This window comes from Myroides odoratimimus, assembly GCF_004337635.1.
Taxonomy (GTDB): Bacteria; Bacteroidota; Bacteroidia; order Flavobacteriales; family Flavobacteriaceae; genus Flavobacterium; species Flavobacterium odoratimimum.
Genome location: NZ_CP037427.1, coordinates 366,666 through 384,341, shown reverse-complemented (window position 1 = coordinate 384,341; position 17,676 = coordinate 366,666). Strand labels below are relative to the sequence as shown.

Below are 17,676 nucleotides of genomic sequence, written 5' to 3'. Positions count from 1 at the left end.
GAATAACAGCAATTATATATTTGTTTATCTAAAAAGATTAAAGAAGATATGAGATATAAGATTTGTTATGATATAATAGAACCAGAGGATTATATTAATATGCGTACAACCTGTGGTTTATCTGAAAAGAGAATTATGGCAGCTGTGATTGGTCTTGCTAATTCTCTATGCTGTGTGTCGATACTAGATACAGAGAATAATGATAAGTTCGTAGGGATGGGAAGATTAGTAGGTGATGGAGGGTGTCATTGTCAGGTAGTGGATATTTGTGTATTACCAGAGTACCAAGGACAAGGGTTAGGTAAGTTAGTAATGACTACATTGACAGAATTTATTAATGATAATCTACCTGAGTCATGCTATGTAAACTTAATAGCAGATGGTGAAGCTTATAAGTTATATGAGCATTATGGTTTTAAAGAAGTATGGCCTGTCTCTAGAGGAATGGGGTATGTCAAGAAGAATTAAGAAAGTGAAAGACGACTTTATAGCAAGGCTATAAAGTCGCCTTTTTGCTTTTAATAAGTAATGAAACTAAGATCGCTATAGTAGCAAAACTAATCATTACGACAGTGATATTAGGCATAGTACTACTAATGTATAAACCTGTACCAATCAAGATATAATACAATAATCCGAACAAAGCACTAGCTGTACCTATGGACGATTTGTATTGTAGTAAGGCTTGACTAAGGATATTAGGAATCGCTATCCCGAATGCAGTTACAATAAATACCATCGGGATTAGAAAGTAAAGCGTATTCCCTATTAGAATTAATACTAAAGCATTCACAATAGCTATAGTTGCCGCAATCTTCATTAAGGCAATAGGTAAATATCCTCTCTCTAGTAATTTTTTGTTTAGAGAGCTTCCTATAAAAGAACCTACTGCTAGTACAATACCACTATATCCATATACTGTTGGGCTTAATCCTTCTTGTTCAAATATAAAAGGAGCAAATGAGTAATAACTAAATAGAAGGACATTGTAAGCCATGACTAACAAAGCATATTTCCACAATAGAGAGTCAGTGTACATTGTCTTAGCTAAGGCTATTATTTTATCTAAGGTGATCTTGTCAGTATGTTGTTTTGTCTCTTTTAAGGAGAAGAAGGATGTACTGACTAACAGTATAGATAAGGTAGCTAGTACTGTGAATACTCCCCAATAGCCAAATTGATTAGATAGAATTCCTCCCATTAGTAATCCTATAACAGGGCTTACTGATAAGGCGATCCCCATGATAGAAAATACTTTAGCTAGTTCTACTCCAGTATAACTGTCTCTCATCATCGTTTGTGTAATCACTGATCCTACAGCTATACCAAAGGCAGCAATAAACCTTGCGATAAGTATTGTTTCAAAATTAGTAGCAAGCAAGGCTAACACAGAAGCAAGAGTATACGTTATTAGCCCGCTTAGCATCGCTTTTCTTCTACCGATATAATCACTTAGTATTCCCCAAAAGATGACACCAAGTGCAAAGGCTATAAAGTATATACTTATCGTTAGCAATGTAGTCTCCTTCGTTACATCAAATGCTTTAGCTAAATGCGTTAAGGCAGGACTGTAGATGGTCTCAACGAATTGAGGAAACATCATCAGTACAATCATTAGCGCTAAACTGTTTTTTGTCTTCATTGTTTTTAATTTTTGACAAAGGTCTTTAGAATTTGTAGTACCTTTATAATACTATAAACTCATTAAATACCAGTTTAAGGACAAATGGCATATCTGTATTCAGAACAAGAGTTTCACCCAGAACAAATAGACTTACCAGTTATAGGTTTAGCATCTGATTTAGTTCAGCATGATTCTGGTTTTCATCGGCATAATGAGCACCAGCAACTTCTCTATGCACCTAGTGGATGTATGACCTTACTGACTAATGATATGCAGGTGATTCTACCACCTACACGTATGTTGATTATACCTGCAAGGTTATCTCATCGCGTGTTCTTTAGAAATGTAGTTGCTTATCGTTCTATTTATTTTACAGTAAAAGAGCAGTTGTGGACAGCAGATACAATCAAGGTGTTAGAGGTCAACCCTCTATTAGAGCAGTTAATAGAACGAATATGTTTTTGGGATTGGAAGGCTTATACTGATGAGCAGCTCGCTATAGTTAATGTGTTTAGCAATGAATTAAACGCAGCCCATATAGAAGATTATCACCTGAAGATACCCGAAGATACGAGACTAAAAGATATTATTCGACAGTTTATTATAGAGAAAAGAGTTCCTCCATTTCTCAAGGAGTTAACCCAAGAGGTAGGGGCTAGCGAGAAGACGATTTCTCGTATCTTTAAGAAAGAAACAGGCATGGTCTATCAAGATTGGCGATTGCAATGGAAGTATTACCGCTCTCTGGAGTTGTTGGCTGAGGATATGACTATCTCAGAGGTAGCAGATGTATTGGAGTTTTCGTCAGATAGTGCGTTTATAGAGTTTTTTAAAAAGCACGCAGGTATTACCCCACATCGATATTTAATAAAACAATAAATAGAAGAAGGTATGGATCGTTTTGATGAGTTATTAAGTGATATTAGGGCTTGTAAGATATGTGAAGAAGAACTACCTCTAGGAGCGAATCCTGTGGTATTATCTAGTGTACAGTCTAAAATCATTATTATAGGTCAAGCACCTGGATTAAAAGTACATCTATCAGGTATTCCTTTTAAAGATAAAAGTGGCGAACAACTGCGTCAATGGCTAGGAGTGACAGAAGAGGAGTTCTACGATACGGCTAACTTCTCTATTATTCCTATGGGGTTTTGTTATCCAGGCAAAGGAAAGAATGGTGACTTACCTCCTAAGAAAATATGTGCTCCCACATGGCATGCTCAGTTGTTAGACCAATTAACTTCTGTGAAGCTTATTTTGTTAATCGGAAAATACGCACAAGATTATTATTTAAAGACTAATGATTCATTGACAGAGAATGTAAATAACTTCCATAAATATCTACCTACTTATTTTCCATTACCTCATCCTTCTCCGAGAAATAATATCTGGAAAGCAAAGAATAGATGGTTTGAACAAGAGGTTATACCTATATTACAGCACCAAGTCAAATTAATCTTAAAGAAGTAGTATTTCCTTATTCCTTACTTGTGAAGGAAAGTTGTTTTCTAAACATCATATAGACTAAACTCAAGATAATAACTACTGCACTAGCATACATAATGGTAGGGATATTAGTGATATTATCTTTATAATACCACCCTGCTAAGAAAGCACCTCCACCGACACCAGCCTCTAGAGCGATGTACATAGTAGATACAGCACGCCCTCTTTGATCAGGTTGACTGAAGTCTATCGTCCAGGCATTTAATGCTGGAGATAAGATACCTAAAGAGATACCGTATATAAATGCACCTAGGTATAGCCCATTAGTAGATTTGTAGAATGCTATAATAGCTAGAGAGATAATCAGAAGTATTAATCCAATATTGATGATTAAGACACGTCCATATTTGTCAGATACTTTACCAGCGACAAATCTTACTAGTAGAGAAGAAATAGTAAAGATCATAAAGAAGATCCCTTTATTCTCTAAGCCTAAGTGTCCTGTCCAGTCAGGGATTAGCGTAAGAATAACTCCATAAGCGATGTAAGACATAAAAGTCACAAAGGCTGCAGGGAATACCCCTAAGTCAAAGATGTCCTTGCCTGATATTTTTAGTAATTTAAAAGAGAATTTTTCTTTGACTTGTAAGGTCTCTTTCATATTCATCAAGATCACAATAGAAAGTAGAGCAAAAGCAGATGAAGTATAGAATAGAAAGTCTATAGAGGTGTACATCTTTATGGTACTACCGATGGCTGGGCCTATAGCCATACCTGTACTAAAGCTAATGCCGTGTAGTCCTAATGCTTCACCCCATCGCTCTCTAGGTACGATATCAGCTACATAGGCTGCTGTAGCTGTTGGCTTGAACCCTGTAGAGAATCCGTGTAATAATCGCAAGAATAAAAAGCCGGATACTGTAGTAAGAATAGGGTATAATAAACTACACACAAAACATACTATCGACCCAATAGCCATGATAGGCACACGACCTATCTTATCTGTTAGTTTACCACTAAAGGGTCTAGAGATACCTGCAGTGATTGTAAATAGACCGATGATTAGCCCTTTGTATTCTGCTCCTCCTAGTCCTGATAGGTAATCAGGTAGCTCAGGTATAAGCATATTAAAACTGGCAGAGAATAGTAAAGAACTTAAACATACTAGTATAAACTGAGTATTGTATATAGGGTGTGAATTAAATTTAGACACGTATTATCGTTTTTATGAGGTGCAAAGTTATTGGTTTACATTTTCTTGTACAATGTTAATCTTATGTTGTTCATATAAACCCAGAATCAACATTAGCCAAATACTACAAAGCAATTCTACTTCATAGCTCTTTCATTAGCTCTATAACCATACTATAGTATGCTGAAATCGCTAATTCAGACCTATCTTGTATAATTACTTTTCGTTTATCTGCCTATTGCTGATTCTGGGATAAACAAAAAACTCTAGGTATATAACATTTTTCACCGTGTTATATACCTAGAGTTTAGGTTGTAATAAATATATTTTATCTAATTACTTTTCTTTGTGATATAAAGCATCAGCAGTGTCAAACTTCTCTATCATTTCAGTAGACGCTTGTTTTCCATAGTTAGATACTAAGTAGATCGCAATCGAACTAAATAAGAATCCTGGAATGATTTCGTATACCGTATCTCCGAATAGAATAGGCCATACGATTACAGTTACCGCTCCTACTAATACTCCTGCGAAAGTTCCCATACCTGTTGTTTTTCTCCAGAATAGAGTGAATAAGATAGCAGGACCAAATGCAGCTCCAAAACCAGCCCAAGCATGTGCTACCAAAGCAAGAATTTTACTATCTGGATCGTATGCGATTATGATTGCGATTAAAGAGATTAGTAGTACAGCAAACCTTCCTGTCCACACTAGCTCTTTTTGGCTAGCACTTCTTCTGAAGTAAGCTTTGTAGAAGTCTTGTGTAAGTGTACTAGAAGACATTAATAGCTGCGCACTTAATGTACTCATTACTGCAGCTAGAATAGCCGAAAGTAAGACACCTACTACCCAAGGGTTAAATAATTGTTTGATTAGCTCTATGAAGATCATTTCATTGTCTTTGTTTACTACACTAGCTATTTCTGGATGTTTATAGTAGTAGCTAATTCCTAGATAACCTATCGTTACAGCTCCTCCTAGACATAATGTCATCCATGACATTCCTATACGTCTAGCATTCTTCATTGTCTTCACGCTATCAGCAGCCATAAAGCGTGCTAAGATATGTGGCTGTCCGAAGTACCCAAGTCCCCATGCAGCAGCACTGATAATAGCGATAAAGCTTACATTGTGTGTTAGGCTTGAATACGAAATATTAGTAGCAATAGCTGCTTCGTTTGTATAAGTAGTGATAGCATCCCATCCTCCCATATATAGGATAATCATCACAGGAGTCAAGATTAACGCAAATAGCATTAAAGTAGCCTGAATCGTATCACTCCAGCTTACTGCTAAGAATCCACCGATGAAGGTATACGCTATCGTAGCTAAAGCCCCTAGATATAACGCATTGATATACTCCATGTGGAATAGCGTTTCGAATAATCTAGCACCAGCTACCATACCAGACGCACAGTATATCGTGAAGAAGATTAGGATAGTTACAGCAGATACTGTTTTTACTAATTGACCATCTTTTCCAAATCTGTTGTGGAAGAAGTCTGGTAATGTCAGTGCATTATTATTGATTTCTGTGTGTACACGCAGACGACCAGCTACTAACTTCCAGTTGTAGTATGCACCGATAATTAAACCGATCGCAATCCAGCTCTGAGATAAACCTTTACCAAAAATAGCACCTGGCAATCCCATTAGTAACCATCCAGACATATCTGATGCTCCTGCTGATAAAGCTGTTACTACTGGACCAAAACTACGTCCTCCTAAGATGTAGTCAGAAAAGTCCTTTGTGCGTAAATACGCAATTACACCTATTCCTAACACAACCACTAAATAAATGGAAAATGTTATAATAGTTGGATCTATATTTTCAAACATATTGTTGTTATTTTTTTGCTAAATTTATTTAATTATTTTAAATAATACAATGAATGACCAGATTATTTAGTTTAATTACGAATAGTGTATTTTAGTATTCTTCTTTTTTGATTTGATTTTTTATATAATAATTATCTGATTCTCCGCAAACACACCTAATATTTTTAGTATATTAGCGCTCAAAAAGCAGGGATTATGAACATATTCAGTTTTACGGCTCATTTCGGTTCGGAGGAAGATTGTCGTTTGCATTTCAAGGAGCAGCGTGATAAGGAAGGGGTTGTCTGCAAGCGATGCGGGGGCACTTCCCATTATTGGTTACAGGGTAAATGGAGTTATGAATGCAAAGGTTGCCGTTTCCGCACCTCGTTGCGCAGCGGTACGATCATGGAGAGCTCCAAGCTGCCGTTTCTGGTGTGGTACAAAACGATGTTCCTGATGAGTTGCACAAAAAAGGGATTCTCCACCAACGAACTCCAGAAGCAATTAGGATTGAAGCGTTACGAACCGGTATGGGCGATGGTACACAAACTCCGCAGGGCGATGGGCAACCGGGATGCAAGGTATACACTGGAAGGGATGATAGAACTGGATGAGGGTTACTTTTCGGTGGCCAGTAAGGAAATCGAGCGAGGCAAGGGTACACGTGGCCGGGGAGCCGAGGGAAAGCAGAACGTTGCGGTGATGGCCGAAAGCACCCCGTTGGAAGATATCGAAACGGGCAAAAAGGAGAAGCATGTGCGTTATTTCAAGGCCAGGGTACTGGATAGCCATCAAAGTGAAGGAATCAACGGCGTGGTCAGGGACTGCATGGAGGATGATGCCATCGTATTTTCGGACAAAAGCACTTCTTACGTTGACATCTCCGATCTGGTGGAATTGCACGTCACCGAGAAATCAGACGCCAAAACCACCAAGGAAACACTCAAATGGGTGCATATCGCAATCAGTAATGCAAAACGGACATTGCTGGGCAACTACCATAAAATCAAAAGGAAATACTTACAGTTGTATCTCAACGAGTTTATTTACAAATTAAACAGACGGTATTTTGGAGACAAACTCTTTGACAGACTAGTAATTGCGAATATAACAGGTGCATAAACGGATAATCAGAATCTTGAAACATAAACTCTGGATCTGTTTCATCAGAATGAAGTTCTGAGCAAAACTCATAAAACTCTTCAATGGAGCTAAAGTTATTTAATTCAATCCAATCTCCTTTAATTGAACCATTGTTATACTTAGCATAAGTACCAACATAAACTTTTGAGTGCATTAAATTTTCCATGATACATAGTATTATGACCTTAGGGTCTGGTTAATTTCAAAGCACTTGAGTTTTGATTTTTAGATTACATCAAGTTTTATAAAATAAATACGCTCAAAGCTTGAGGAAGATTTATTGAAGTAATTCAGAGGACTTGAACTTGTAAAGACTAAAAAGCTAAAAAACTTTGCCTATTGAAATACTAGAGCAAAGGCTCTTAACTATAGAAATTAAATTTGAGTAAACGAATAGGCTAATTATTGAAGTTTGTAGTTGATAAAGTAATAAGAAAGATTAATGGGAGTTTGAAAAGGTTTTTTTTAAATGTTTTACACATCCCCCCTCAAATATTTATGAATAGAGGATGTGTAATGATTAAGTTATTTTCTACTGTACTGTATTATTAAATATAAACTAGTGCTAATTAATAGTGCTGATAGTATAAAGGCAATACCTGGTAAGTATAATGGAGCATTGTCTTGTGTAAAAAAATAAAAACAATAGGTGAAAATAGGAGGACCTATTATAGTTGTTAACCCGTTTAAGCTTCCCAATACTCCTTGTAATTCTCCTTGATATTGTTGATTAAGAGATTTAGACAGCATAGATTGAAAGCCTGTCTGATGAATACTTCCCAGTAAATAAAGTGTAATTCCTATCCATAGTTGTTGTACTGATGTACTAAATCCCAATAATATTAATCCTATACAACTTACAATTAACCCAATGTAGATAAGCTTCTGATCAGATAGTTTTTTTGAAAGGTATTGGAGAAAATAGGCTTGTACTACAAAACCTATAATTCCTATTATAGTTAGAGAAAATCCTACGTGTTGTTTACTCCAATCAAATTGCATCATAGTAAAAAATGACCAAGTACTCTCCATACTGTGTGAAGCCGTTGATAATAAAAAGAATACGAAAAATAAAACTGTAAGTTCTTTAAATTGTTTAATACTTTTCAAGGTTTGTAAAGGAGAGAGGCTAGCAAAGCTAATTTGTTTTTTAGTACGCAAGTTATTTGTCTCAGGAAAGTAAAAGTATCCATAAGTGACGTTTAATAAACCTAAGATTCCTGCAAAGTAAAAGGGGTAGGTTAGGTGGTACTCTCCTAATAACCCTCCTACTAAAGGTCCAATAATAAAGCCAATATTAAACGCCGCGTTTAAATAACCAAAATATTTGGTTCTGTTAGTACTAGTTGTGATATCCGTAATTGCAGCGGAAGCTACTGCGAATGTAGCTCCTGTAATACCGGCTATTAACCGACTAATAAACAACACCCAGTACTCAGTAGCTACAGCCATTATAAAGCAATCTATAGAGAATCCAAGTAAAGAAAGCAGTAATACATTTCTACGTCCATAATAATCACTTAGAATACCAAGAATAGGTGCAAATATAAATTGCATAAATGCATATGCAAGGGTAAGTATTCCGCCATACTTGGCAGCTGTACTTAAATCAGCGTTTAAGACTTTTTCTAATAATTCGGGTAATACTGGAAAGATAATACCAAATCCAGCACTGTCTAATATAATAGTGATTGTAATGAATATTACAATACTGTTTGTTTTGTTTGATGTCATGATTATATATAATAAAATAACTGTACCCTAAAGTTTAGGTACTATCTAAATTTTCTAAGTTTCCTTTTAAAAAAGGATAACTATAATTCTCAATGTTATTTTACTATTGCTGCATAATAGTGCAAATATAATGTATTAGCCCGTAATAACCGAGCACATTAATTGTATTTAATCTTTTTTATTACTTTTGTATCGGACAAGCTGATCCGATGGTGATATATTATACCGAAGGATTTATTGAAGGGGTGTTACTGTAAGTAATTGCCCCTTTTATCATTGACTGAAGAGCTATTTCATTTCTTCGTGGCATTGAGCCACTTGAAATGAGGACAAGCTGAACCTCAGGATCCTTATTGCCCGATGGTATGTCATCATTTTCTTTTCGCTGGCTTTCGGCGTACTTTTCCCTGTATTCTACAGGAGAACAGTATTCCAGTCTATGAAATATCCAATCCGTGTTGTAGTCATTAATAAATTGATTAATACTGTTATAAGCTTCCTCAAAGGAAGAAAATGTTTCTGTTTGCAACACCTGTTCTTCCAGGGTGCGGTGAAACCGCTCTATTATCCCGTTGCATTGCGGTGACCGTACAAACGCTTTGGACACCTCCAATCCCAGGAATTTCATTTCATTCATAAAATCAGCAGAGTCATACTGCGAGCCATGGTCGCTTCTTAATTGCAACTTCATTCCTTTACACACATCCTTACCTACCGAACCGAAAGTCTTCCGTACAGCGGCCCTAACAGGCTCCATGGCGGCAAACCGGTTGCCTTTCCTTGCAATATGCCATGAGATAATCTCATCGTTAAAGTGATCGATCACACCAAAGAACCAATGCCAACCTGACCCATCAATCCAAAACCTCTTCCCGTCAGTGGCCCACATTACATTGGGTGCATCCGTGATTATAGTACCATCATGTTCGCGCTTATTCGTCTTCCCGGGCCTTCTGTAGGGGCTCAGCAGGTTGTTTTCCCGCATGATGCGGTTCACACGTGCCTTGCCGGCTACCAGAGCGTTTATCTTCCTTTTACCCATGCGCTTCTTCACTTTCAGATAACCTTCAGCGTTGAATGTACTCTTCTTAATTTCTTCCTTAATCTCCTGTAAAACCTCTTCATCGCTATGCTTGGGTTTTCTGCCCCGTTTCCCTGTTTTGGGAGTAGGGTTTTCATACCAGGTGCTGCTGCTGTAGCCGACTACCTTGAATATCAAACGCTTCGGATATGGTTTCCCGGTTAATGGATAATGTTCCTCTATCAGCATGGAGATTATTTCCTTTTTAGTTTTGCTGCCAATTCGTCGATAGGAAGGATTAGAGCAATAATTCCATAAGGGAATCGATCGAATCCCCCCTTGTAGAGAAAAATGAGGGCCTAATGGCCGCTTATAAAATTCTTTTTTTAGGATTTTTTAAGGAAATTTGGCTTTTTTGAACTGTTTATCTATATTAAGGGCATCAATATTATGATGTTGTAGCTAAGGGTGAATTAACAAATAAAATTATAGAACGTGCGACTGATTTTTTTAAACAAAATGGATTTGATGTTAAATATACACACATTGAAAAGGGTTATGATATAAAAGAAGAGTGTGATAAATTTGAGTGGGCTGATGCAGTTTTATTTCAATATCCTACTTATTGGATGGGAGTTCCTTGGATTAGTAAAAAATATTTTGATGAAACTTTTACTCAAGGAAGACACTATACAAGTGATGGAAGAAGTAGAAGTGATGAGAGTAAAACTTATGGAAGTGGAGGACTTTTAAAGGGTAAAAAATATATGTTAAGTATCACATACAACTGTCCAAAGAGTGAATTTAATAATCCAAATGGTTTTTTTGATGGATTATCACTAGATGAAGCAAATGTTGCTACTCATAAAACTTTTCAATTTGTTGGATTAGAACCTTTAAAAACTTACTCTGTGCATGATATTTTTAAAGGAGATTTGGATTTAAATAAAGAGTTAGCTAAATTTGAAGATACTTTAAGAGAGAATTTTATAAAAATAGAGGATTTGACAATGAGTTTATTATTAAACAAAGGTAAAATAGGTAATTTGGAACTAAAAAATAGAGTTGTAATGCCACCTATGTGTATGTATAAAAGTGATAATAGTGGAGAATTAAAAGATTTCCATATGTTTCACTATACTTCAAGAGCAATGGCTGATGTTGGTTTAATTATTGTTGAACCAGCATCAGTTGAGCCAAAAGGAAGAGTTTCATCTTTTGAATTAGGACTTTGGGATGATTCTTTAATTGAAAATCATAAAAAAATGAATGAGAAGTTACACTTATTTGGAGCAAAAAGTTCTATACAATTAGCTCATGCAGGAAGAAAATCTGAAGTTGTTGATGATATTTGTGTAGCTCCAAGCTCAATTGCTTTTAGTCAAAAATCACCATATAAAGTTCCAAAAGCGTTAAGTCTTGAAGAGATAACAAAAATAAAAGAGTTGTTTGTAAATGCTGCAATTAGAGCCGAAAAAGCAAATTATGATTCAGTAGAACTTCACGCTGCTCATGGATATTTGTTGTGTGAATTTTTATCACCTTTAACAAATAAAAGAGATGATATTTATGGTGGAAGTTTAGAAAATAGGTGTAGATTAGTAATTGAAACTGCAAAAGAGATAAAAAATAGGGTAAAATTACCCCTTATTGTTAGAATTAGTGCTGATGAATGGATGCAAAATGGATGGAATATAGAAGACTCTATCTATTTAAGTAAAGAGTTAGAAAAAGTTGGAGTTGATTGTATTCATGTTTCAAGTGGTGGAAATATAGAAAATCCAGATAAAATACCAAAAATTGAACCATTTTATCAAGCTAATTGGGCAAAAGAGATTAAAAAAAGTGTAGATATTCCTGTTATTGCTGTTGGTTTAATAACAACAGCAAAAGAGGGTGAATATCTTCTTGAAAATAGTTTTTGTGATTTTGTTGCATATGGAAGAGAGTTGCTTAAAAATCCAAATCTTGTATTTTATGCTGCAAATGAACTAAACGAAAAAGAGAAAATTGATAGCTCTTATGCAAGAGCATTTTTAAAATAATATTAATAAAAAACTGATTCTCCGCAAACACACCTAATATTTTTAGTATATTAGCGCTCAAAAAGCAGGGATTATGAACATATTCAGTTTTACGGCTCATTTCGGTTCGGAGGAAGATTGTCGTTTGCATTTCAAGGAGCAGCGTGATAAGGAAGGGGTTGTCTGCAAGCGATGCGGGGGCACTTCCCATTATTGGTTACAGGGTAAATGGAGTTATGAATGCAAAGGTTGCCGTTTCCGCACCTCGTTGCGCAGCGGTACGAACATGGAGAGCTCCAAGCTGCCGTTTCTGGTGTGGTACAAAACGATGTTCCTGATGAGTTGCACAAAAAAGGGATTCTCCACCAACGAACTCCAGAAGCAATTAGGATTGAAGCGTTACGAACCGGTATGGGCGATGGTACACAAACTCCGCAGGGCGATGGGCAACCGGGATGCAAGGTATACACTGGAAGGGATGATAGAACTGGATGAGGGTTACTTTTCGGTGGCCAGTAAGGAAATCGAGCGAGGCAAGGGTACACGTGGCCGGGGAGCCGAGGGAAAGCAGAACGTTGCGGTGATGGCCGAAAGCACCCCGTTGGAAGATATCGAAACGGGCAAAAAGGAGAAGCATGTGCGTTATTTCAAGGCCAGGGTACTGGATAGCCATCAAAGTGAAGGAATCAACGGCGTGGTCAGGGACTGCATGGAGGATGATGCCATCGTATTTTCGGACAAAAGCACTTCTTACGTTGACATCTCCGATCTGGTGGAATTGCACGTCACCGAGAAATCAGACGCCAAAACCACCAAGGAAACACTCAAATGGGTGCATATCGCAATCAGTAATGCAAAACGGACATTGCTGGGCAACTACCATAAAATCAAAAGGAAATACTTACAGTTGTATCTCAACGAGTTTATTTACAAATTAAACAGACGGTATTTTGGAGACAAACTCTTTGACAGACTAGTAATTGCGAATATAACAGGTGCATAAACGGATAATCAGAAAAATCTATATGAACATTATAATTTAAAACCATATGTCATAAGTTATATTGACACAATGTTATTTGCAGATAAACTTGGGATGCCTAAAAAAATAAAAGATTTAGCAGAGAGTTTGGACTTAGAAGTAACAAATCATCACGACCCAGAATTCGATGCAAAACTTTGTGCTTTAATATTTGGCGAATTGACTGACAAGTATCCAAGTTATCAAGAACTAATAAGAAAAATTGATGACCAGCCTAAAACAAATAATAATTATTTCAATCAACCAAGTGAAGATGTTTTAGAAGAAAATGAAGAGCATTTATCAAATTATCAAATAACTCAAAACGAACTTGAAAACATTGATTTAATAGGAAAAGGAATAGTTATTACGGGCAACTTTTCAATAGAAAGAGAAGAAATAAAAACTTTTCTAATGAAAATTGGTGGACAAATAAAATCAGGAATAACAGGTAAAGTAGATTTTGTTTTTGCAGGTGAAGATTGTGGTTGGTCAAAAATCCAAAAAATAAACGACTTAAACCAATCAAAAAAAGCAAACATTAGAATTTTAAACGAAGCTGACTTAAATTATCTTATCAAAAAATACGGCATATAACATCGCATTGGCAAAATGGCGGGTTAAGTGCCAAACTCAACTTTTGTGCATTTTATTCCGCCGAATGTGTTCCACATTCAGCTTTTTTTAATAATTTAGCTTCTGTGGAAACACATCGGCTACGTCACTGCTAAATTGAACTTTTTGTCCAATTTATCCGCCACTTCGCCAATGCGTTTCCCGTTAGCGGGCATTGTGAAAGATACCAGCATAACAGTTAAACATTGATAAATGAAAAAAAAACTACTTTGGATATTAATTTTAGGACTGATAATAATCAGTTGCAAACAAAGGAAAACAGAAATGAAAGAGAAAATAATTAAAACAAACGGCATTGAACTCTGTACGGAAAGTTTTGGAAATAAGAAAAATCCAGCAATCCTTTTGGTAGCAGGTGCAACCGTATCAATGCTGTATTGGGACACTGAATTTTGCCAACAATTATCTGAAAAAGGATTTTTTGTTATTCGTTACGACAACAGAGATGTAGGAAAATCCACTAATTATGAACCAGGTTCTACTCCATACGATATTGTTGACTTAACTAATGACGCTATTTCAATATTGGATGGCTACAAGATTGACAAAGCACATTTTGTGGGGATTTCTTTGGGCGGACTAATTTCTCAAATAGCATCAATAAAGTTTGCCGACAGAGTTAACTCCTTAACTCTTATGTCATCAGGCCCTTGGGGAGACTCAGACCCAACTATACCTGAAATGGACACGAGTATTTTAGATTTCCATAGTAAAGCAGGTACAGTCAATTGGACAAATGAAGACAGTGTGGTAAACTATTTAATTCAGGGTGCAGAATTAATGAGTGGCAAGAAACAATTTGACAAACAAAGAAGTGAAAAACTGATAAGAGCTGAGTTCAATAGAGCCAACAATTATATAAGTATGTTCAATCACGCTGCATCGCAAGGTGGTGGTGGTGAAGAATATTGGAACAGATTAAACGAAATCAAACAACCCACCTTAATTATCCACGGAACAGACGACAAAATTTGGCATTATAAGAATGCAGGTTTTTTACTAGAAAAAATAAAAGGTTCAAATCTAATCACCCTTGAAGGTACAGGACACGAATTACACGTTGATGATTGGAAATCAATTATTGATGGAATAGAAAAACACATAAATGACTGATAAACAAAAACAACGCCCCGCGTGGGCCTATACGCTGCCGGCAGCACTGCTGCTGATGGCTCCTTTCGACATCCTCGCTTCACTGGCGATGGATATTTATCTCCCTGTCGTTCCAGCGATGCCCGGCATCCTGAACACGACGCCCGCTATGATCCAACTCACGTTGAGCCTCTATATGGTGATGCTCGGCGTGGGCCAGGTGATTTTTGGTCCGCTCTCAGACAGAATCGGGCGACGGCCAATTCTACTTGCGGGCGCAACGGCTTTCGTCATTGCGTCTCTGGGAGCAGCTTGGTCTTCAACTGCACCGGCCTTTGTCGCTTTCCGTCTACTTCAAGCAGTGGGCGCGTCGGCCATGCTGGTGGCGACGTTCGCGACGGTTCGCGACGTTTATGCCAACCGTCCTGAGGGTGTCGTCATCTACAGCCTTTTCAGTTCGATGCTGGCGTTCGTGCCTGCGCTCGGCCCTATCGCCGGAGTATTGATCGGCGAGTTCTTGGGATGGCAGGCGATATTCATTACTTTGGCTATACTGGCGATGCTCGCACTCCTAAATGCGGGTTTCAGGTGGCACGAAACCCGCCCTCTGGATCAAGTCAAGACGCGCCGATCTGTCTTGCCGATCTTCGCGAGTCCGGCTTTTTGGGTTTACACTGTCGGCTTTAGCGCCGGTATGGGCACCTACTTCGTCTTCTTCTCGACGGCTCCCCGTGTGCTCATAGGCCAAGCGGAATATTCCGAGATCGGATTCAGCTTTGCCTTCGCCACTGTCGCGCTTGTAATGATCGTGACAACCCGTTTCGCGAAGTCCTTTGTCGCCAGATGGGGCATCGCAGGATGCGTGGCGCGTGGGATGGCGTTGCTTGTTTGCGGAGCGGTCCTGTTGGGGATCGGCGAACTTTACGGCTCGCCGTCATTCCTCACCTTCATCCTACCGATGTGGGTTGTCGCGGTCGGTATTGTCTTCACGGTGTCCGTTACCGCGAACGGCGCTTTGGCAGAGTTCGACGACATCGCGGGATCAGCGGTCGCGTTCTACTTCTGCGTTCAAAGCCTGATAGTCAGCATTGTCGGGACATTGGCGGTGGCACTTTTAAACGGTGACACAGCGTGGCCCGTGATCTGTTACGCCACGGCGATGGCGGTACTGGTTTCGTTGGGGCTGGTGCTCCTTCGGCTCCGTGGGGCTGCCACCGAGAAGTCGCCAGTCGTCTAACCGACGACTGGTAGCAGGCCCGCTCCGATGCGGCGCACTAACCATCGAAACCTCGTGAATGTCGGTATCCTGTCTGGCAGGATACCGCTCATTTCCCTTGTTCAGTTCAATCGAGTAGACGGCTCCGCCAGAAACTGACGGAGTGCGCCTCTCACACCACCGAGCGTACGGGTCACGTACTCGGCGGTTCGCAAAGAGATGGGTTAAGTTGTAAATGTAATTCAGTTAAGGAAACATATCCTCTTTTCTTCAAGCGTTGTAAAGTAATGGTAGTGCCTAGAATAGGACTTTGTGCTATTGCCCAACCGCCTTTCCGTGTTCTGCTCCAAGCGTAGGCATGGTCTTGGTCTACACCTAATCGAATCAGGTTTTTCCTTTTCCTTTCAGGTTTTTTCCAATGATGCCAAATGCAATAGCGCAGTCGGTTGCGAAGCCAACCGTCTAAATCTCGTAATTTGCCCAAAATACTCGTGCCTTGGAAATAGTTCAACCATCCGCGTTGCACTTCTTTTATCTTGGCAATACGCTCTTCAAATGTGGCTGGTGTGGTTTTTCGGGTGATTGTTTTAAGTCGTTCTTTTAGTTTCTTCCATGCTTTTTCCGATACAATGAGTTGGTATTGATTTTTACTTCCTTTCTCGTACGTAGGTACGAATCCAAAACCCAAAATTGTGAAGTTGATTGGTTTTCTAATCCCGCTCTTTTCTTCATTTATAGTCAATTTGAGTTTGGTTTTCAAAAACTTTTCAATTACTACTCTTGTAGCTTTGGCTTGATTGTGGCTTTTGCAATAGATACTAAAATCATCCGCATAACGTACAAATTTATGTCCTCTTCGAGTCATTTCCTTATCCAATTGATGGAGTAAAATGTTCGACAATAGCGGACTTAGTGGACTTCCTTGTGGAACGCCTTTTCTTCGTTTATGTAGTTTTCCGTTGATTTCAATCGGTGCTCTGAGCCATTTGCGTATGAGTTGCATCGTAGCTTTGCATTTCACTTTTTGATAGATTAAATTCAGTAATAAACAATGGTCAACTTCATCAAAGAAGTTTTTCAGGTCAATATCCACAATGTGGTTTAATCCTGAATGGATGTATTCCCGAGATTGTCCAACGGCTTGTCGGGCATTCTTGTGGGGTCTAAATCCATAGCTGTAATTACTGAATTCGGGTTCGAAATGCGGTGCAATAGTTTGTGCTACGGCTTGTTGCAACACACGTTCTGTAGTGGTGGGAACACCTAATAATCGGGTTTTCCCGTTTCCTTTCGGAATTTCAATACCTAAAATGGGTTGCACTTGGTAGTTGCCTTGCTTGATTGCTTCAATCAGCTGTAGTTTCTTTTCTGAAAACACCTTGCGGAGTTCTCGGACAGAAACACCATCAACACCCGCACTGCCTTTATTGGCAATCACGTGTTCCAATGCTTTTTGAAGATTAAACGGATGTACTACTCTTGTTATCATTTTAGTCGTTTTAACCTGTTTTCGTTAAGTAGGGCTACAATGCGTTCCGTTACCTATTGAAAACCTCTTTACGTTCAGTCCTTCCTTGTTTGTGAGACCTATGCGGTATCTATTCGCACCTCGTTTGCCTGCAAGTACTATGACCTCTGCTGACTTCTTGGATTGATTAACTCGTAATCGCCAAGACCTCCCCTGGTAAATGCTTTTTCCTTCCGTC

16 protein-coding genes are annotated in these 17,676 nt (G+C 38.4%); 9 read left to right on the top strand and 7 right to left on the bottom strand.

What is annotated here, in order from left to right; translation table 11 throughout:
* Nucleotides 1–48 precede the first annotated feature (48 nt).
* Nucleotides 49–468 (top strand): GNAT family N-acetyltransferase, encoded by a 420-nt coding sequence (locus E0Z07_RS01820; protein WP_006260271.1) that lies wholly within the window; start codon nt 49–51, stop codon nt 466–468.
* Between the two features lie 28 nt (nt 469–496).
* On the opposite strand, the gene E0Z07_RS01815 is transcribed toward E0Z07_RS01820, so the two are convergent.
* Nucleotides 497–1,642 carry a multidrug effflux MFS transporter gene (locus tag E0Z07_RS01815; protein WP_006260270.1) on the bottom strand — a complete coding sequence of 382 codons (1,146 nt, stop codon included), beginning with the start codon at nt 1,640–1,642 and terminating at the stop codon, nt 497–499.
* An 84-nt stretch (nt 1,643–1,726) separates the two neighbouring features.
* Between E0Z07_RS01815 and E0Z07_RS01810 the strand changes: the two genes are divergently transcribed.
* Together E0Z07_RS01810 and E0Z07_RS01805 are read left to right on the top strand one after the other, a co-directional pair.
* Entirely contained in the window at nt 1,727–2,503 is a 777-nt protein-coding gene (locus E0Z07_RS01810; protein WP_006260269.1) for an AraC family transcriptional regulator, read from the top strand.
* 12 nt (nt 2,504–2,515) lie between these two features.
* Entirely contained in the window at nt 2,516–3,094 is a 579-nt protein-coding gene (locus E0Z07_RS01805; protein WP_006260268.1) for a uracil-DNA glycosylase family protein, read from the top strand.
* A 7-nt stretch (nt 3,095–3,101) separates the two neighbouring features.
* On the opposite strand, the gene E0Z07_RS01800 is transcribed toward E0Z07_RS01805, so the two are convergent.
* Entirely contained in the window at nt 3,102–4,283 is a 1,182-nt protein-coding gene (locus tag E0Z07_RS01800) for an MFS transporter (RefSeq protein WP_006260267.1), read from the bottom strand.
* Nucleotides 4,284–4,598: 315 nt separating this feature from the next.
* Entirely contained in the window at nt 4,599–6,101 is a 1,503-nt protein-coding gene (gene putP, locus E0Z07_RS01790) for a sodium/proline symporter PutP (protein ID WP_006260266.1), read from the bottom strand.
* Nucleotides 6,102–6,296: 195 nt separating this feature from the next.
* On the opposite strand from putP, the gene E0Z07_RS01785 reads away from it, so the two are divergent.
* Nucleotides 6,297–7,205 (top strand): IS1595-like element ISBbi1 family transposase, encoded by a 909-nt coding sequence (locus E0Z07_RS01785; RefSeq protein WP_005807145.1) that lies wholly within the window; start codon nt 6,297–6,299, stop codon nt 7,203–7,205.
* Here E0Z07_RS01785 and E0Z07_RS18375 read toward each other — a convergent pair.
* From E0Z07_RS18375 to E0Z07_RS01770, 3 genes are all read right to left on the bottom strand, one after another.
* Nucleotides 7,126–7,380, bottom strand: coding sequence for an antirestriction protein ArdA (locus tag E0Z07_RS18375; RefSeq protein WP_262711044.1), 255 nt, complete (start codon nt 7,378–7,380; stop codon nt 7,126–7,128). The two genes, E0Z07_RS01785 and E0Z07_RS18375, sit on opposite strands and share 80 nt — an antisense overlap.
* 371 nt (nt 7,381–7,751) lie before the next feature.
* A complete protein-coding gene (locus tag E0Z07_RS01775) occupies nt 7,752–8,960 on the bottom strand; it encodes a TCR/Tet family MFS transporter (protein ID WP_131540172.1) in 1,209 nt (402 codons plus the stop codon).
* Between the two features lie 220 nt (nt 8,961–9,180).
* A complete protein-coding gene (locus E0Z07_RS01770) occupies nt 9,181–10,230 on the bottom strand; it encodes an integrase core domain-containing protein (RefSeq protein WP_088656288.1) in 1,050 nt (349 codons plus the stop codon).
* Nucleotides 10,231–10,466: 236 nt separating this feature from the next.
* On the opposite strand from E0Z07_RS01770, the gene E0Z07_RS01760 reads away from it, so the two are divergent.
* The 5 genes from E0Z07_RS01760 (at nt 10,467) to floR (ending at nt 15,991) form a co-directional block, all read left to right on the top strand.
* Nucleotides 10,467–12,026 carry an oxidoreductase gene (locus E0Z07_RS01760; protein ID WP_317128060.1) on the top strand — a complete coding sequence of 520 codons (1,560 nt, stop codon included), beginning with the start codon at nt 10,467–10,469 and terminating at the stop codon, nt 12,024–12,026.
* A 73-nt stretch (nt 12,027–12,099) separates the two neighbouring features.
* The gene (locus E0Z07_RS01750; RefSeq protein ID WP_057281936.1) at nt 12,100–13,008 is read left to right on the top strand and encodes an IS1595-like element ISBbi1 family transposase; all 909 of its coding nucleotides are present in this window, start codon (nt 12,100–12,102) and stop codon (nt 13,006–13,008) included.
* Between the two features lie 69 nt (nt 13,009–13,077).
* Entirely contained in the window at nt 13,078–13,623 is a 546-nt protein-coding gene (locus tag E0Z07_RS01745) for a BRCT domain-containing protein (RefSeq protein ID WP_005807148.1), read from the top strand.
* A 231-nt stretch (nt 13,624–13,854) separates the two neighbouring features.
* Nucleotides 13,855–14,775 (top strand): macrolide hydrolase EstT, encoded by a 921-nt coding sequence (estT, locus tag E0Z07_RS01740; protein ID WP_046701559.1) that lies wholly within the window; start codon nt 13,855–13,857, stop codon nt 14,773–14,775.
* Nucleotides 14,768–15,991, top strand: coding sequence for a chloramphenicol/florfenicol efflux MFS transporter FloR (floR, locus tag E0Z07_RS01735; protein ID WP_131540170.1), 1,224 nt, complete (start codon nt 14,768–14,770; stop codon nt 15,989–15,991). Before estT ends, floR begins: the two co-directional genes overlap by 8 nt.
* A gap of 172 nt (nt 15,992–16,163) precedes the next feature.
* Here the strand turns inward: floR and ltrA are convergent, their stop codons facing one another.
* A complete protein-coding gene (ltrA, locus tag E0Z07_RS01725) occupies nt 16,164–17,459 on the bottom strand; it encodes a group II intron reverse transcriptase/maturase (RefSeq protein ID WP_131540169.1) in 1,296 nt (431 codons plus the stop codon).
* Between the last annotated feature and the right edge of the window lie 217 nt (nt 17,460–17,676).

Excerpts from the sequence above, each read along its gene's own strand:
- putP (WP_006260266.1), bottom strand. The coding sequence starts at position 6,101 with ATGTTTGAAAATATAGATCCAACTATTATAACATTTTCCATTTATTTA.
- ltrA (WP_131540169.1), bottom strand. The coding sequence starts at position 17,459 with ATGATAACAAGAGTAGTACATCCGTTTAATCTTCAAAAAGCATTGGAA.
- E0Z07_RS01820 (WP_006260271.1), top strand. The coding sequence starts at position 49 with ATGAGATATAAGATTTGTTATGATATAATAGAACCAGAGGATTATATT.
- E0Z07_RS18375 (WP_262711044.1), bottom strand. The coding sequence starts at position 7,380 with ATGCACTCAAAAGTTTATGTTGGTACTTATGCTAAGTATAACAATGGT.
- floR (WP_131540170.1), top strand. The coding sequence starts at position 14,768 with ATGACTGATAAACAAAAACAACGCCCCGCGTGGGCCTATACGCTGCCG.
- E0Z07_RS01745 (WP_005807148.1), top strand. The coding sequence starts at position 13,078 with ATGTTATTTGCAGATAAACTTGGGATGCCTAAAAAAATAAAAGATTTA.
- E0Z07_RS01785 (WP_005807145.1), top strand. The coding sequence starts at position 6,297 with ATGAACATATTCAGTTTTACGGCTCATTTCGGTTCGGAGGAAGATTGT.
- E0Z07_RS01750 (WP_057281936.1), top strand. The coding sequence starts at position 12,100 with ATGAACATATTCAGTTTTACGGCTCATTTCGGTTCGGAGGAAGATTGT.
- E0Z07_RS01815 (WP_006260270.1), bottom strand. The coding sequence starts at position 1,642 with ATGAAGACAAAAAACAGTTTAGCGCTAATGATTGTACTGATGATGTTT.
- estT (WP_046701559.1), top strand. The coding sequence starts at position 13,855 with ATGAAAAAAAAACTACTTTGGATATTAATTTTAGGACTGATAATAATC.
- E0Z07_RS01770 (WP_088656288.1), bottom strand. The coding sequence starts at position 10,230 with ATGCTGATAGAGGAACATTATCCATTAACCGGGAAACCATATCCGAAG.
- E0Z07_RS01775 (WP_131540172.1), bottom strand. The coding sequence starts at position 8,960 with ATGACATCAAACAAAACAAACAGTATTGTAATATTCATTACAATCACT.
- E0Z07_RS01805 (WP_006260268.1), top strand. The coding sequence starts at position 2,516 with ATGGATCGTTTTGATGAGTTATTAAGTGATATTAGGGCTTGTAAGATA.
- E0Z07_RS01810 (WP_006260269.1), top strand. The coding sequence starts at position 1,727 with ATGGCATATCTGTATTCAGAACAAGAGTTTCACCCAGAACAAATAGAC.